This is a genomic window from Hymenobacter oligotrophus, from assembly GCF_003574965.1.
In the GTDB taxonomy this organism is placed as follows: Bacteria; Bacteroidota; Bacteroidia; order Cytophagales; family Hymenobacteraceae; genus Solirubrum; species Solirubrum oligotrophum.
This window is the reverse complement of sequence record NZ_CP032317.1, coordinates 2130355-2146639: the sequence shown is the minus strand read 5'-3', so window position 1 is coordinate 2146639 and position 16285 is coordinate 2130355. Positions and strand designations below refer to the sequence as shown.

The 16285-nt window shown below is 57.6% G+C and carries 10 protein-coding genes and 1 tRNA gene; 5 read left to right on the top strand and 6 right to left on the bottom strand.

Annotated elements, in window-relative coordinates:
• Positions 1-45: 45 nt before the first annotated feature.
• Positions 46-384 carry a cupin domain-containing protein gene (locus D3Y59_RS09200; RefSeq protein ID WP_119444787.1) on the bottom strand — a complete coding sequence of 113 codons (339 nt, stop codon included), beginning with the start codon at positions 382-384 and terminating at the stop codon, positions 46-48.
• 175 nt (positions 385-559) lie between these two features.
• On the opposite strand from D3Y59_RS09200, the gene epsC reads away from it, so the two are divergent.
• Together epsC and cysK are read left to right on the top strand one after the other, a co-directional pair.
• The gene (gene epsC, locus D3Y59_RS09195) at positions 560-1393 is read left to right on the top strand and encodes a serine O-acetyltransferase EpsC (protein ID WP_119444786.1); all 834 of its coding nucleotides are present in this window, start codon (positions 560-562) and stop codon (positions 1391-1393) included.
• Positions 1394-1501: 108 nt separating this feature from the next.
• Positions 1502-2425: a cysteine synthase A gene (cysK, locus tag D3Y59_RS09190; RefSeq protein WP_119444785.1), complete on the top strand. Its 924-nt coding sequence runs from the start codon at positions 1502-1504 to the stop codon at positions 2423-2425.
• Between the two features lie 195 nt (positions 2426-2620).
• On the opposite strand, the gene D3Y59_RS09185 is transcribed toward cysK, so the two are convergent.
• The 4 genes from D3Y59_RS09185 to D3Y59_RS09170 form a co-directional block, all read right to left on the bottom strand.
• Positions 2621-2694, bottom strand: a tRNA-Ala gene (locus D3Y59_RS09185).
• Between the two features lie 162 nt (positions 2695-2856).
• The gene (locus D3Y59_RS09180; RefSeq protein WP_119444784.1) at positions 2857-6378 is read right to left on the bottom strand and encodes a TonB-dependent receptor; all 3522 of its coding nucleotides are present in this window, start codon (positions 6376-6378) and stop codon (positions 2857-2859) included.
• 208 nt (positions 6379-6586) lie between these two features.
• Positions 6587-9766 (bottom strand): TonB-dependent receptor, encoded by a 3180-nt coding sequence (locus tag D3Y59_RS09175; RefSeq protein WP_119444783.1) that lies wholly within the window; start codon positions 9764-9766, stop codon positions 6587-6589.
• A 236-nt stretch (positions 9767-10002) separates the two neighbouring features.
• Entirely contained in the window at positions 10003-10533 is a 531-nt protein-coding gene (locus tag D3Y59_RS09170; RefSeq protein WP_240410319.1) for a C40 family peptidase, read from the bottom strand.
• Between the two features lie 177 nt (positions 10534-10710).
• Here D3Y59_RS09170 and D3Y59_RS09165 point away from each other — a divergent pair, with 177 nt between their 5' ends.
• Positions 10711-12141 (top strand): FAD-binding oxidoreductase, encoded by a 1431-nt coding sequence (locus tag D3Y59_RS09165; protein ID WP_162910661.1) that lies wholly within the window; start codon positions 10711-10713, stop codon positions 12139-12141.
• A 126-nt stretch (positions 12142-12267) separates the two neighbouring features.
• On the opposite strand, the gene D3Y59_RS09160 is transcribed toward D3Y59_RS09165, so the two are convergent.
• Positions 12268-12795, bottom strand: coding sequence for an acyl-CoA-binding protein (locus D3Y59_RS09160; protein ID WP_162910660.1), 528 nt, complete (start codon positions 12793-12795; stop codon positions 12268-12270).
• A gap of 146 nt (positions 12796-12941) precedes the next feature.
• Here D3Y59_RS09160 and asnB point away from each other — a divergent pair, with 146 nt between their 5' ends.
• Positions 12942-14903, top strand: coding sequence for an asparagine synthase (glutamine-hydrolyzing) (gene asnB, locus D3Y59_RS09155; protein ID WP_119444780.1), 1962 nt, complete (start codon positions 12942-12944; stop codon positions 14901-14903).
• A gap of 29 nt (positions 14904-14932) precedes the next feature.
• Positions 14933-16285, top strand: a complete 1353-nt coding sequence (locus tag D3Y59_RS09150) for a UDP-glucose dehydrogenase family protein (RefSeq protein WP_119444779.1) — start codon at positions 14933-14935, stop codon at positions 16283-16285.

The window sequence follows — 16285 nt, the reverse complement described above, 5'->3', positions numbered from 1 at the left end:
TATAAAAAAAGCTGCCAGAACTTTTGTTCTGGCAGCAGGGCTTAATTATGCGTCGCGGTTGTGCGCTTGTGCCGGGGGCGTGGTGGCCTCTACGGCCGTAAATGGCTCCAGAATCCGATAGGTATGCTGCGCGCCCTTGGGCACCACCCACGAGTTGCCGGGCTCGAGCACCACCATTTGGCCTTCGAGGTGCAGCTCGGCGCGGCCCTCAATCACAAAGCCCACGGTTTCGTAGTCGCGGCTTACCAGCTCTTTGGCGTCGCTGGGTTGCTCGTTTTCCCACAGGCGCATCGATACATTGATGCCGGAAGCAAGGTATTTCTGGCCCTCGGGGCCTTTGGGCGAATGGCGCGAATCAATTTTAGTGACAGTGGTATCCTGCATGATAGCGGTGTTTTGGAGGTTGAACAGATGAGGATGTAAGCTCAGGTAACGCAGGCAAAACCCCGGCGGTTGCCTAATATTAGCCGGCCAACCCATGCCCCTAGGTGCTGGTTGAGCCGACCAAGCCACCCCGCGGGCCAGGCAAACACCTTCAGCAACCTGTTTTTCTGTATTCATGATACGCGACGCTTTTATAACCGCGCTGGCCGATACCCACCGCGCCGCCCCGCCACCGCTGCCCGGCCCCCAGCTGTGCCAGCTGGCCGATAGCCTGCTGGCGCTGCTGTTTCCGGAGCGCACCGAGCAGCGCCTCAGCAGCCCCGAAACGGTAAGTCGCGTGCTCACCGATCTGCAAACCCGCGTTGCGCAGCTGCTCGAGTCGGTGTCGGGGTTGCCGGTGGGTCCGGCCGCGTTGGCCGCCGATTTGTTTGGGCAACTGCCCTTGCTGCACGAGTTGTTGGTGCTCGATGCGCGCGCCATCCTGGCCGCCGACCCGGCAGCGCAGGACATGGCCGAAGTTATCAGCACGTACCCGGGTTTTTATGCCTTGGCCCTGCACCGGCTGGCGCATGCGTTTTACCAGCGCCGCGTGCCGTTGCTGCCGCGCCTGCTCAGCGAATACGCCCACCAGCGCACCGGCATTGATATTCACCCGGGCGCCCGCATCGGCCGCTCGTGCAGCATCGATCATGGTACGGGCATTGTTATCGGCGAAACGGCCGTGCTGGGCGACCACGTGCGCCTGTTTCAGGGCGTAACCCTAGGTGCCCTGAGTGTAGCCAAGGACCTGGCCAACCAAAAGCGCCACCCTACCATCGAAGACAACGTGGTGATTTACGCCGGTGCCACCATCCTAGGTGGCAGCACGGTTGTGGGGCGGCACAGCATCATCGGGGGCAATGTGTGGCTAACCGAGAGCGTGCCGTCGCACTCGCGCGTGTATCACCGGGCGCAGCTTTACGTTACCCGCGCCGAAGACCCCACGGCCGACCTTACCTTTTCCATTTAGGGTGCGCCTACCGGAAGCCTTTTTGCCGCCGAGTTATGATTTACGGCGCTTGCCTAACAATTTGCCGGTTCATCAATTCCTGGATTTGCTTTACTCGTCTCTGACCTCATGAAAGCCCAAACCATTCTCGATACCATTGGCAACACCCCGCTGCTGCGCATCAACCGCTTGTTCAAAGACATCCGCCCCGATGTGGAGGTGTGGATGAAGTTGGAACGCGCCAACCCCGGCGGCAGCATCAAAGACCGCATTGCCCTATCGATGATCGAACAGGCCGAGAAAGACGGCATCCTCACGCCCGATAGCCTGATTGTGGAGCCTACCTCAGGCAACACCGGTGTGGGCTTGGCCATGGTGGCCGCCGTCAAAGGCTACCGCCTTACGCTCGTCATGCCCGAGTCGATGTCCATCGAACGCCGCCGCCTGATGGCGGCTTACGGCGCCCAACTCGAGCTGACGCCGCGCGAAAAAGGCATGAAGGGCGCCATCGAGCGGGCCCACGAAATTGTGCGCGAAACGCCCGGCGCCTGGATTCCGATGCAGTTCGACAACCCGGCCAACATTCAGGTACACGCCGATACCACAGCTAAGGAAATTCTGCGCGATGCCCCCGAGGGCTTCGATTTCTACATCACGGGGGTGGGCACCGGTGGCCACATCACGGCCGTAGCCGAGGTGCTTAAGCCGCAATTTCCGCACATGAAAGTGTTTGCCGTGGAGCCCGAACTCTCGCCGGTTATCAGCGGCGGCCAGCCTGGGCCGCACCCCATTCAGGGCATCGGCGCGGGGTTCATCCCGAACAACCTGCACACCAACGTGCTCGACGGCACCGTGCAAATCAGCCAAGCCGAAGCATTCGAAATGGCGCGCCGCGCTGCCCGCGAAGAGGGTTTGTTTGTGGGCGTGTCGTCGGGGGCTTCGCTGGCGGCCGTGGCCAAAAAGCTGGCCGAAGTGCCGCAAGGTGGCCGCGTGCTCACCTTCTGCTACGACACCGGCGAACGTTACCTGTCCGTCGACGGCTTATTTGTGTAATGCCCTAGGTACCGCCGCCCCACGCGCGGCCCAGCACCTGCCTACGGGGCCCCGGCTGCTGCAGCCGGGGCCCCGTGGTTTTGGTACCTAGGTACGTTGCAAAGTGCGAGGCAGCATAACCGAACCGCAATCCGTCGAAAACAAAAAACCCAGCTTTGAGGGCTGGGCTTCTTGGGGCTAAAATAAAAACAGGAGTGGAGAATATCGGAGTCGAACCGATGACCTCTTGCATGCCATGCAAGCGCTCTAGCCAGCTGAGCTAATCCCCCTTGTGTAGTGTTCCGCGGTCATCTACCGTGGAATTGTGGTGCAAAGGTATACCCGGTTTTGGTAAACGCAAGCGTCTGCCGAAAAAAAATTATGCATTTCAAAAAAGAAAAACCCGGCCTGGAACGCTCCAGACCGGGTTTTTAGCTGTAACCTGCTGATTGTTAGTTGAAGATGTAGCGCAAGCCAATTTGCATCTGCCAGCGCGAACCAATACCGCCCGTGTCGTTACGGAAGGTGGTGTTCAGCGCTTGGCCCGGCGTTACTGTTACATCGCTGCCCGATACCGTGCGGGTGGGGTTGGTAAGGTAGCGGTACTCAAACACCGGCTGGCCTTGGGCGTTGTAACCTACCCAGTTGAGCGGGGTGGTGCGGTTGGCCGTCTGGAACACACCCCAATCGGAGTTGATCATGTTGCCAATGTTGAACACGTCGACGCTCAGCTGCAGGGTATTTTTGTTGTCGCCCAGGTTCGTGAATACGTCCTGGAGCAAGCGGAAGTCGAGACGGTTCTGCCAGGGGCGTACGGCACCGTTGCGCTCGGCGTACTGGCCGCGGCGGGTGCTCAGGTATTTATCCTGGTTGATGTACGCATCCAAGTCGGCCCACTGCTGATCGGCGGTGTACACCTGCTGCTGCGGCGTGCCCGAGAAGAAGGTGATGTTGCGCAACACAATCTCGTCGCGGCTGCGCGGCACGTACATCAGGTCGTTGTTGCCGCCCGTGCCGTCGCCGTTCATGTCGCCGGCGTAGGTGTACGAGAAGCGGCCGGCCGGCGCAGCTTCGTAGAACAGCGAAATGGTGGTGCCTAGGTGCCCTAGGTACTCGCGGCGGTAAGAGGCCGAGGCCACCACGCGGTGCTGCTGCAGGAAGTTCGAGTAAGCCAATACGTTGGCGTTCGGGTCGCCCGATACAGCACGGTCGCGCCAGATCGACTGCGCAATCGAGCCGCCGTCGTTCACCGACTTCGAATCGGAGTAGGTGTAGGCCGCGCTGGCGTAGAAACCGTTGCTGAAAGTCTTCTGCAACTGGCCGGTTACGGCGTACGAGTACCCCTTGTTGGTGTTCTTCATCAGGATGGCATCCGTGATGTTGGGGTTCGTGGGCGAAACGCCGCCCTGACCGCCGTAGATGCGGTTAACGGGAGTAGTGGTTACCACACCGTTGCTTTCCGAGCCGCTCAGCGTGTAGAAGATCGGGCGGTTATCGGCGCCGTTGGCATTGCGTACCGGCTGCGGCAAGTTCACGTTCTGGTGGTATACCCCGTTCAGGTCTTGGGTGTAAATACCTTCCAGCGTACCGATGAGGCCACCGGGCAGCTCCTGGTCGATGGCGGCGTTGGTACGCCACACCTGCGGGAATTTAAATTCGCGGTCCGTCACGGCCAGGTTGTACTGCGTGTTGGCAGCAGCACCTACCGGGCGGTACTTGTTCACGTCGGGATTGAAATACGAAGGCGTGCCACCCGTGGTCTGGCCCGCCGGGCGGGTAGTGGGGTTGATGGCGTTGGCACCGCGCAAATCGTAGGAGCCGAACTGCACGCCGTTGTTGCTGGCTTGGTTCGAAATCCACACGAAGGGCACGCGGCCGGTGAAGATGCCCGTACCGCCGCGCACTTGGGTTTTCTTATCGTCGAATACGTCCCAGTTTACCCCCACGCGCGGCGAAAACAGTACCCGTGCCTTCGGCAGCTGGTCGGTTTCGAGCTTCACGCCTTCGCGGAAGGTCAGGTTAGCCGCGTTGCTGTTGCGCGCAATGTCCGAGTAGATAATCGGCAAGTCGCCACGCACGCCGTAGGTTACCTTCAGGTTGTTGCGCACCGAAAATTCGTCCTGAATGTACAGGCCAAACTGAGCGGCTTTGGTTTCGGCGTACGGGAACGAGCCGTCGGGCAGGGCCGAGTACTGCAACTGGTAGCGCTGCGCACCGCGCGCCAGCGCCGGGTTGTTGTTGATTTGCGGTACGCCGTTGGCGTCGCGCACGTAGCCGTACGGTGCCTCCTGCGTTACTGCCGAAGCGTAGAAGTCGTCGAGCGAGTTGTACTGGTACGAGCCGTAGTAGTTCGGGGCGAAGCCGTTGCGGAAGCGGTACGCCTCGTTGTAGGTGCCCAGGGTTACGTTGTGTTTGCCTAGGTAAGCCGTAAAGTTGTTGCCGGCTTGGTAAACATCCGAATCGAGGATGTTAAAGGCCGAGAAAGGCTCGTAACCAAACGTGGTCAGCGTGTTGGTGGCCGTAATGTTGTTCAGGTTGGCGCCAGTGCTCAGGCCCGTCGAGTTGCCGATATCAACCAGCGGGAAGATAGTGCCTGCCGGGCTTTCACGGAAGTCGCGGAAGCGCGAGTAACCTGCCGTGAAGTTGTTCGAGAAACGGCTGCCGAAGGTGCTGTTCAACTCGGCAATCCACGAATCGAGGTTGTTGTTGATCGTGTAGTACGACGAGAAGAACGGCAAGCCGAATTGTGTTTGCGAACGGCTGTTGCCAATGGCGTTCGAGCTACTGGGCGAAATATCGGCGTACGAACGCAGGAAGTTGTACTTCACGTTCAGGCGATGCGCATCCGAGATGTTCCAGTCGAGGCGAGCGGTAGCCTTGTCGCTGTTCGAACGCTGTTCGAAGCCCTCGTAAGCGCCGGGGTTGTAGCCGTACTTCTGCTGCAGGAAGTTGCTCAGCACATCGAGGTCCGAAGCCAGAGCCCGCGAGGTTTGCGAGTTGCCACCCGGGGCCGGCGTTTGGCCAGGGCGGTTGGCCACGAAGTTACCCGACGGCGGGTCGTTGCGGCGCTCCGACTCGGCGTTCAGGAAGAAGAACAACTTGTCCTTGATAACCGGGCCGCCCACCCGGAAGCCGTAGTTCTTCAGGTTAAAGTTGGGGTAGTCCTGGGTTACGTCGCCCACCTTGCTGCCCACAAACTTCTGGTCGCGGTAGAAGCCGTACACCGAAGCTTGAATTTTGTTGGTGCCCGAGCGCGTAACGGCGTTGATGCCAGCCCCCGTGAAAGAGCCCTGGCGCACGTCGTACGGCGCAATGCTTACCTGAATCTGGTCGATGGCGTCGAGCGAGATGGGCTGCGCACCGGCTTGGCCGCCAACCGTCGGGGAAAGGCCGAACGAGTTGTTGAAAATAGCGCCGTCGATGGTGATGTTGTTGTAACCGCCGTTTCGACCCGCGAAGCTCTGGCCGTTGGCTTGCGGCGTCAGGCGCGTCATGTCGTTAAACGAGCGGTTCAGGGTGGGCAAACGCTCAATCTGCTCGCGCTGAATGGTGGTGGCTGCGCCCGTACGGCCCGCGTTGATAACCGGGTTCTGGGTGCCCGTTACCGTTACGCCAGCCAGCTCTGTGGTGGCTTCGCTCAGGTTCACGTCGAGGCGTTGCGTCTGACCTAGGGTCAGGAAGATGCCCTCACGAGTGGTTTCCTGATAGCCCACAAAGGTCACGCGGATGACATAGGGACCACCCACGCGCATGTTCTGCAAGTTGTAGCGCCCTTCCGAGTTGGTAGGAGCTACGTACTGCGTACCGGTAGGAGTGTGCACGGCAATTACCGTGGCCCCAGGCAAACCCTGACCCGTTTTATCGGTGATAACCCCGCTCATAGCGGAGGTGGTTACGCCTTGCCCCCAACCTTGCGAAGCAGTAGCTACCAGCAGCGTGGGAGCCAATAGGTGGTGAACAAATTTGTGTTTCATAAGAGCTATTTTGGAAACCGGCCACAAAATTAGCTCCCGGGCGTCGGCGTAACTTTACCGAATTGTTAATTAACGGGACGCACCGATAAATCATTGCGTTCTGGCGAATATAACATTGAATATTTTTAATATAAATCTGTTGTGTAAAAAACAAAAAAGGGCGGAGAGAACTCTCTCCGCCCTTTTGGCAATTTAAACCTGGGATAGTTTAGTTGAACGTGTAACGCACGCCCAACTGACCCTGCCAACGCGAAGCGAAGGCCGAGAAGTCATACGGACGGTAACCGTTGTTGGCAAAGGTTGCCGGGAAGGAGAACTGCGGACGTACGTTGGGCGAACCGGTGGTTTCAGGACGCAGCAGCTCAACAGCGTTGTTGGCTACGAAGTACTGACGACCCCACTCGTTGTTCAACAGGTTGCCCACATTCTGGATATCGAAGGTCACCTGTAGGGTGTTGCGCTTACCGCCAGCCATGAAGTTGAAGTCCTGAGCTACGCGGATGTCCACTTGGTGCGTCCAAGGCGTGCGAGCAGCAAAGCGCTCGGCGTACTGGCCACGGCGGCTGCGCAGGTACGGATCTTTCTGAATAAAGGTCTCCAGCTGGTTGCGGATTTCGTCAATCGAGCGCGGATCAGCTACACCGCCCGAAGTCGGCGATTTTACGATGTCAATTTCGTTTGCATCACGAGCATCACGCGGGATGTAGATGAGGTCGTTCGAGAACGCACCGTCGTTGTTCAAGTCGCGACCACCCTGGCCGTACACGTAGGCGATAGGCGAGCCCGACAGACCTTCATATATAACCGAGAAGTTAGTAGCTAGCTTGTCGCCAGCGTAGCGCAGGGTGTAACCACCCGTTGCCAGTACGCGGTGACGGCGGTCGTTAGCCGAGAAACCTAGCTCTGGGTTGTTCGGATCGGCTTGTACTTGGTTGAACTGCCAGTTCGAAAGCGCCGTGCTGCTTGCGCCGCTGTTCACTTCCTTCGACATGCCATAAGTGTAGGCTACACTCGTGTTCAGGCCGTTGGTGAAGTTCTTCTGCAACTGGGCCGTTGCGTTGTAGCGGTAACCTTTGTTGGTGTTGTCGAGCTGCAGAACGTTGGTATAGTTCGTGAAGCGCTGACGAGCCGAGGGGTAAACCGGGCGGTTATCGGGGCCAGCCAAACGACCGTTGGGCGCTACAAGATTAATGTTCTTGTAGTAGATGTCGTTCAGAGTTTTCGAGTAAATACCTTCAACGGTAGCTACGATGTCGCCGGGCAGGCGGAAGTCAACGGCCAAGTTCGAGCGCCATACTTGCGGCAGCTTGAAGTTCTTATCAATGACGTTGATCTCGGAAGTGCCAGTCGAAGCGAAAGTCGAAGGGAACAGAGCAGGATCAGTTACAACAGCAGGGTACTGGGTGTTAGCACCGGAGCCAGTCGGACGTCGGTCGATAGCTCCCTGGATCAGACCGCTGTTGGTGAAGCCGTTCGAAATCCACACGAAGGGAACACGGCCGGTAAATACACCAGTACCACCGCGTACCTGCACTTTGGCATCGTTGTTCACGTCCCAGTTGAAGCCTAGGCGCGGAGCCCACAGCAACTGCCCGTTGGGGGTGTTTTGCGTGTTGATGTTGCTACCAAAACGCTCGGTGACCGGTGCGTTAAAGCCTGGCTTGTCGAAGAAGAACGGTACGTCCAAACGAACACCCAGCGTCAGACGCAGGTTCTCGATCGGCGAGTATTCGTCCTGCGCGTACACGCCAGCTTGCATTGCGCTGAAGGTAGCTTCGCCGTTGTTAGCAGTGGGGTAAGCAGCCTGCAAACGGTTGGGACGCTCGTTCAAAAAGTCATCCAGCGTGTTGAACTGGTAGTAGCCAACCCCGTTGTTGATAAACAGGTTGCGGAACTTAAAGAACTCGTTGTGGGTACCCAGCGTGAAGGTGTGCTTGCCTACGGCGCGCGTAACGTTGTCAGTCAGTTCGAAGATGTCCTGATCGAGCTCGTTAAAGCCCGAGCTACGCTCGGTGCCGAAGGTGTAGCGGTTGCCACCTTGGTTGATTTCAAAAGTGGGGAACAGACGCTCCGGCGTAGTGCGGTTGTCGCGGATGCGCGTGTAGCTTACTAGTAGCTTGTTCGAGAAACCACCTAGGCGGCTGTTCAATTCAGCTACCGAGCTGTTGGTGGTGTTGTTGTTTTGGAAAACGTTGTTGCCAAAACGCAGAGTCGTCGAACCACGCGAGATGTTGTCATCGAACGCCTCAACATAGTTGTGGCGGACCGTCAATTGGTGGTTTTCCGAGATGTTGAAGTCCAAACGGCCGAACAGACGGTTGTTCTCGGTGCGGCGGTTGATGTTCAGGAACTCACCAACATCATAGCCGTAGCGCGAAGCGGCTCGATCCCGAATCTGGTTGATCACGCTTAGTTCAAGGCGCGAGTCGGAATTGCCAGGAACGAAACCTAGAGGCTCATTGCGGCGGCTGATTTCACCATTTACGAAGAAGAACACTTTGTTCTTCACGATGGCACCGCCTACGCGTGCACCCGTTTGGTAGTTGTAAAACTCGGCCGCTTTGGTTCGGGGCTCGGTTACGCTCTTACCAACAACGTCTTGGTTGCGGCCAAAGCCATAGATCGAAGCCGACAGGTCGTTGGTGCCCGAGCGCGTAACGGCGTTAATGCCGCCGCCGGTGAAGTTACCCAACGTTACGTCGTACGGAGCAACAACGATTTGAAGTTCCTGTACAGCATCAAGCGAAATGGGCTGGGTGCCGGCGTTGCCACCAGGAGTACCGCTGCCCGATAGGCCGAATACGTCGTTGTTTACAGCACCGTCGATGGTGATGTTGTTGTAGCGATTGTTGGCACCGCCAATCGAGCTGCTACCGCCGCCGTTGGCTTGCGGCGATACCCGGATAAAATCCTGCAGGTTACGGTTTAGGGTAGGCAGGCGTTCAATCTGCTCGCGCTGTACGGAGGTAGCGGCACCCGTACGACCGGCGTTGATAACCGGGTCGCGGCGGCCAGCAATTTCAACGCCTTGCAGCGTCTGCGTCTGCTCGCTCAGGTTTACGTCGAGGCGCTGGGTTTGGCCCAACGTCAGGAAGATGCCCTCGCGCACGGCTTCTTGGTAGCCCACAAACGTTACACGGATAGTGTAAGGGCCGCCCACACGCATGTTCTGAATGTTGTAGCGGCCTTCCGAGTTGGTGGGGGCCACGTACTGCGTACCGGTAGGAGTGTGCACGGCAATTACCGTGGCACCTGGTAGCCCTTCACCAGCTTTGTCGGTAATCGTACCACCCATTGCCGATGTTGTAGCGCCTTGCCCCCAGCTAGGAACAGCGGCCACAACAACCAGAGTGGGTGCTAAGAGATGGTGAATAAATTTGTTTGTCATGTGTGGGTGTGAGAAACGGTGAGCTAAGCTATTTTCCGGAAGGGCAGGGCTGGTAAATCAGCCGGTTGCCGCGGCAGAAACATCAAAGGGGAGGCGGCCCAGGTAGTGGGGCGCGCATGGGCGCACGAGTGCTGCGCAGCAGGCAGCGGGGTGTCTGTAAACTAGTGGCGCAGGGCAAGCGGTTAGTTGAGACTTCATGCACAGAATGAAATTCGCCGCAAAGCTACGATGGAATTTCACAACTTCGGCCTTACTGCTTTAATAAAGCGACTCAAATAATAGTCGCTTTCGAGAGCATTCTCCACAACACCTAACGACGTGGAAGAGTGGATGAACTGAACGCCTTCTTCGCTTACTTCGGTGACGAGACCAACGTGCGTGATGCTGCCGCTGCCAGGTGAGCCTCCAAAAAATACCAAATCGCCGGCCTGCAAATCCTGCGGACGGATAGGGTCGCCCCAGGCAGCCTGTTCGTTTGACGAACGCGGAATTTGTATGCCAGCCGCGCCGAAAGATACGTTCAGCAGGCCCGAGCAATCGAGCCCTAGGCGGGTGGTGCCGCCAAACTTGTAAGGGGTGCCGCGGTAAGAGCGGGCCGCTTCGATAACAGTGCCCAATTGCCTATCCACGGAAGCCGGACTGCTCGTGCGCTTGGGCCCGTGCGCGACGATTTTGCGCCCGCCGCTGCTCATGCGCGAGCTAGACTTGATTTTGGTTTTGCTGACGGCGCCAGCCACAGGCCGGCCGCGCCGCTCTGCGGCTTTCATGCGCGCAATCTCCTGAGCCGAGTAATAGCGGCCGTTGCGGTGGTTTAACTTCTTGGTACCTTGGCAACTAGCAAGAAGCAGAAGGATGGGTAGGAGCAGGTACGACAACCGGCCGACCGGCCGAAACGAATGCCGTACCTTTGGGAACGTTTTCCGCATCGATACAAAGATACGCGAATGGCTCAGTTACTTAAAGAAATACAGTTTGGGCAGTTAACTCCATTGCTGATCAGCGCCTTCGAAAACATAGTGGGTGCCAGCCATGTGCTGACGCCTGCACGCCTCGAAGAAGAGGAGTACGCCCGCTACGGCCGCGACCACACCGAAGACCTCGCGTTTCGGCCCGACGTGGTGCTGCGCCCTGCAAACGCCGACGAGCTTAGCCGTATTATGCGCCTCTGCCACGAAAACCGCATTCCGGTTACGCCGCGCGGAGCCGGTACGGGCCTAAGCGGCGGAGCGCTGCCTACTCACCAAGGCGTGGTGCTGAGCACCGAGCGCCTGAACCGTATCCTGAACATTGATCAGCGCAACCTGCAGGCAACCGTTGAGCCAGGTGTTATCAACGAGGTGTTCCAGAACGCCGTGAAGGAGGTGGGGCTGTTTTACCCGCCCGATCCGGCCAGCAAAGGCAGCTGCTCCCTAGGTGGCAACCTGGCCCACAGCAGCGGGGGGCCAAAGGCCGTGAAATACGGCACCACGCGCGACTATGTATTGAACCTGGAGGTAGTGTTGCCCACCGGCGAAATCATCTGGACGGCCGCCAACACCCTCAAAAACTCCACCGGCTACAACCTCACACAGCTGATGATTGGCTCGGAGGGTACGCTGGGCATCATTACCAAGGTGGTGTTCCGGCTGCTGCCGTACCCGCAACAGAACATCCTGATGCTGGTGCCTTTCCGGCAAGAGGAGCAAGCCGCCGAGGCGGTATCGGCGGTGTTCCGGGCCGGCATTATCCCGTCGGGTATGGAGTTTATGGAGCGCGAAGCCATCGTGTGGTCGTCGGAGTACCTGCAGATACCGCTTGCACTGCCCGACGATGTGCGCGCCCATTTGCTCATCGAGCTCGACGGCCAAGACCTGGATCAGCTGTATAAAGAAGCCGAACAAGTGTACGCCGTGCTCGAGCACTACGACGTGGGCGAAATTCTGCTGGCCGACACTGCCGCGCAGAAAGACGAACTCTGGAAAATCCGCCGCAACATCGGTAATGCCGTGCGCTACAACTCGGTGTACAAGGAAGAAGACACTGTGGTGCCACGTGCCGAGCTGCCCACGTTGCTCAAAGGCGTGAAGGACCTAGGCGAGCAGTACGGTTTCAAGAGCGTGTGCTACGGCCACGCCGGCGACGGCAACCTGCACGTGAATATCATTCGCGGCGAACTGTCGGATGAAATGTGGCACCACGGCCTTCAACAGCCCATTCGCGAGCTGTTTCAGCTGTGCGTGCGCCTAGGTGGCACCATCAGCGGAGAGCACGGCATCGGGCTGGTGCAACGGCCTTATATCAGTATTGCCCTAGGTGAGGTGCAGCTCAACCTGATGCGGGGCATTAAGCAAGTGTTCGACCCGCATGGTATCATGAACCCCGGCAAAATATTTTAGGCTAATAGGTACAGCATCAATCAGCCAACCCTAGGTGCCAAAACCAACAGGCCGCTTCCGGGTACGGGAGCGGCCTGTTGGTTTTGGCACCTAGGGTTGGTTGCCAGCGGGCAAACCATTAGCTTATTACTGCTGCGTTTTCAATCGGTCTTCGCCGCCGTACGGGGCGCCGTCGTTGATGTCGCCGCGTAAACCGCCAGTCGATACGCCGCCTTCGTTCTCAAAAGGCGCTTTGGCGGTGCCGGGGGCGTTGGCTTCGTTGGGGTTGGTAGCGGGTCGGCTGCCGGCGTCAAGCTGCGAGGCGGTGGCAGGTTGCCCAATGCCGGTAATAGTCGTGGCTGCTTCGGCAGCGGGGCCGGCAATTTCCTGCACGCGCTGCACGTACTGGCGCTTGGCCTCGTCTTCGCTCATGCCCTTAAACTTGCTCCAGGCTTCCCACTGTCCCTGCGACATGCCCTTAGGTCCGTCGGGGTTGGCGGGGGTGTCGTCGCCTACCACATCCTTCTCGGTGTCGTGGTCGCCCTCGGTGGCTTGCTTATACAAGCCGTACAGCTCCGTCATATGGGCCGCGGCTTGGTCGCCGGGCAAATTATTCACTTGGGAAACGGCAGCTTCGAACTGCTGCTGCAGGTCCATTTGATTTTGCAGATTCATGGGTCGCGGTGTTTGGCAGTTGGTACGCCGCCTCAAAAACTTGCGGCCTTCGGATGTACTGCCACTGCTTGGCTTTGGTTGCATTGGCCTGGTTGTCGTAAAAGCAAGCCTCAAATCCTGAAGCTTCGTACCTTTGCCTACCAGATATGTGTGGAATAACCGGACTTTTCGCCTTTACTGACTCCGGTCGGTCGTCGCTGGCTGGCCTGCAGGCCGCTACCGATGCCATCGTGAGCCGCGGCCCCGATTCGCAGGGCCACTACGTGTACGATGCCGTGGGGCTGGGTTTCCGCCGCCTCGCTATTCTCGACCTTTCGCCGTGCGGCAACCAGCCGATGACGGACGAATCGGGTCGCTATACCATTGTCTTCAACGGAGAGATTTTCAATTTCCGCGAGCTACGTGCCAAGCTGCAGCGCAAGGGCTACACCTTCAAGTCGCACACCGACACGGAGGTAATCCTGAAGCTGTACATCACCGAAGGCCGGGGCTTTCTGAAGAAACTGAACGGCTTTTTCGGCCTGGCCATCTACGACAAAGAGGAGAACACCCTGTTCATTGCCCGCGACCGGATGGGGGTGAAGCCCCTGCTCGTGTACCGCGACGAGGACAAGCTGATGTTCGCCTCCGAAATGAAGTCGCTGCTGGCCCTAGGTGTGCCACGCAAGCTCGACTACGTGGCCCTCTCGCACTACCTGCAGCTGAACTACATTCCGGGCCCGGCCACCATCTTCAAGGGTGTAAAAAAGCTGTTGCCTGGCCACTACATGTTCATCCGCCCCGATGGCAAGGTGGTGCGCAAGCGCTGGTACAAAATTCCGTACGACCCTAAAAAGGTAGCCAAAAACCGCCTCAGCTACGAGCAGCAGCAAGCCAAATTGGTAGAGCTGCTTGATGCGGCTGTTGCGCGCCGCCTTGTGGCCGATGTGCCTCTGGGGGCATTCTTGAGCGGCGGCATCGATTCGTCGGTGGTTACTGCGCTGGCAGCCAAACATACGCCCCACCTCAACACCTTTAGCGTAGGCTTTGCCGACGAGCCGTTCTTCGACGAAACGAAGTACGCCAACCTCGTGGCCAAAATGCACAAGACCAATCATACGGTCTTCTCGCTCACCAACAACGACATGTACGAGCACCTTTACCACGTGCTTGATTACATCGACGAACCCTTTGCCGATTCGTCGGCACTGGCTGTTTCTATCTTGAGCCAGCGCACCCGCGAAAAAGTAACCGTAGCGCTTTCCGGCGACGGCGCCGACGAAATGTTCGCCGGCTACAACAAGCACATGGGCGAGTGGCAGGTGCGCAATCCCGACTGGAAGGCCGAAGCCGTAACCGGGCTCAACCTGCTGTGGGATGTCTTGCCGAAGTCGCGCAATTCATACCTAGGCAACAAGGTGCGGCAGTTCCAGCGCTTCTCGCGGGGCATGCTAGCCGGCCCGAAGGATCGGTATTGGGATTGGGCCACCTTTGTGAGCGAAAAAGATGCTCGCAATTTGCTCAGCCCCGATTCGCGCCGCAAAGTCAGCAAAAAACTAGCCGACAAACGCCGCCGCGACATCCTGGAGCACATCCACGCCGACGGCGACCTGAACGAAGTGCTGCTCACCGATATGAAGTTGGTGCTGCCGTACGATATGAACACCAAGGTCGACCTGATGAGCATGGCCAACTCGCTGGAGGTGCGCAGTCCGTTCCTCGACTACAAAGTGGTCAACTTCGCTTTCTCGTTGCCCGTCGAAAGCAAAATCGACGCGAGGATGAAGAAGAAGATCGTGCAGGATGCCTTCCGACCGATGCTGCCCGAAGAGCTGTACAAACGCCCCAAGCACGGCTTCGAGGTGCCGCTGCTCAAGTGGTTCCGCAACGAGTTGCGTCCGCTCATCGAAGACGACTTGCTCAAAGATGAGTTCATTGAAGCGCAAGGCTTGTTCTCAGTCGACTCCGTGCGTGAACTCAAGCAACAGCTGTTCTCACGTAACCCTGGCGACGTGCACGCTCGTATTTGGGCGCTCATCGTGTTCCAGCACTGGTGGAAGCGGTACATGATGCCCGGCGCTGCCGCTGAAGCACGCACTTCCTTGGCTACCTCCGCTTCCCAATCCTAAGCTCTGAAAGCAATTATTTCCATTCTCTTATGAAAATTGCAGTAGTAGGCACAGGCTATGTAGGCTTGGTCACCGGCACTTGCTTTGCCGAGGTCGGCATTGATGTTACGTGCATCGACATCGATCAACGTAAAATCGATAACCTCAAGCAAGGCATCCTACCTATCTACGAGCCCGGGCTCGAAGAAATGGTAACTCGCAACGTAGCGGCCGGTCGTCTGCATTTTTCAACTTCGTTGGCCGAAAGTATTCGAGATGCCGATGTAGCGTTTATCGCCGTAGGTACACCTCCCGGCGAAGATGGATCTGCCGATTTGAAGTACGTGTTGGCTGTAGCTCGCGGCATTGGCGAGAACATGAACAGTTATGGCGTAATCGTCACGAAGAGCACAGTGCCGGTAGGCACCGCGGCCAAAGTGCGTAAGGAAATAGAAGATGCTTTAGCCAAGCGCGGCGCCGACATCGATTTTGATGTCGCTTCGAACCCCGAGTTCCTAAAGGAAGGCGCTGCAATTGATGACTTCTTGAAGCCTGACCGCATTGTTGTAGGAGTAGCTTCGGAACGCGCCGAAGAAGTAATGCGCCGCCTTTATAAGCCATTTCTGCTAAACGGTCATCCCATTATCTTCATGGATATTCCGTCGGCCGAGATGACGAAATACGCTGCCAACTCTATGTTGGCTACGAAGATTTCGTTCATGAACGACATTGCCAACCTATGCGAAATCATGGGTGCCGATGTAAACAAGGTGCGCCTAGGTATTGGCTCCGATGCGCGCATCGGCAACAAGTTCATTTACCCCGGTATTGGCTACGGCGGCTCGTGTTTCCCCAAAGACGTGAAGGCCCTCATCAAAACGGCTGCCGAAAACGGCTACCAGATGCAGGTGTTGAAAGCCGTTGAAAGCGTTAACGAAAACCAGAAATCGGTGCTGTTCAGCAAAGTGCAACAGCATTTCGGCAGCGACCTAGCTGGCAAGCACATTGCGGTGTGGGGGCTTTCATTTAAGCCCAAAACCGATGACATGCGCGAAGCCCCCTCGTTGGTGATTATTGACAAACTGCTCGACGCAGGTTGCACTGTAACTGCTTACGACCCCGTTGCGATGAAGGAGGCGCAGCATAGCCTCGGTGAGCGTATCACCTACGCCAAAGACCAACTCTCGGCCTTAATCGACGCCGATGCGTTGCTAGTGGTAACTGAATGGCCGGAGTTTCGCTCGCCTAACTTCGAGGTAATGGGTCGATTGTTAAAACAGCGTGTGGTATTCGACGGACGCAACATTTACGATGCCGACGAAATGGAAAAAGCGGGTTTTGCTTATCACTGCATTGGCATTCGTACGAAACATCGCGAACCTGCTTCCCACCAAACCGCATAA

Coding starts and splice junctions, on each gene's coding strand:
- D3Y59_RS09200 (WP_119444787.1), bottom strand. CDS start 384: ATGCAGGATACCACTGTCACTAAAATTGATTCGCGCCATTCGCCCAAA.
- epsC (WP_119444786.1), top strand. CDS start 560: ATGATACGCGACGCTTTTATAACCGCGCTGGCCGATACCCACCGCGCC.
- cysK (WP_119444785.1), top strand. CDS start 1,502: ATGAAAGCCCAAACCATTCTCGATACCATTGGCAACACCCCGCTGCTG.
- D3Y59_RS09180 (WP_119444784.1), bottom strand. CDS start 6,378: ATGAAACACAAATTTGTTCACCACCTATTGGCTCCCACGCTGCTGGTA.
- D3Y59_RS09175 (WP_119444783.1), bottom strand. CDS start 9,766: ATGACAAACAAATTTATTCACCATCTCTTAGCACCCACTCTGGTTGTT.
- D3Y59_RS09170 (WP_240410319.1), bottom strand. CDS start 10,533: ATGAAAGCCGCAGAGCGGCGCGGCCGGCCTGTGGCTGGCGCCGTCAGC.
- D3Y59_RS09165 (WP_162910661.1), top strand. CDS start 10,711: ATGGCTCAGTTACTTAAAGAAATACAGTTTGGGCAGTTAACTCCATTG.
- D3Y59_RS09160 (WP_162910660.1), bottom strand. CDS start 12,795: ATGAATCTGCAAAATCAAATGGACCTGCAGCAGCAGTTCGAAGCTGCC.
- asnB (WP_119444780.1), top strand. CDS start 12,942: ATGTGTGGAATAACCGGACTTTTCGCCTTTACTGACTCCGGTCGGTCG.
- D3Y59_RS09150 (WP_119444779.1), top strand. CDS start 14,933: ATGAAAATTGCAGTAGTAGGCACAGGCTATGTAGGCTTGGTCACCGGC.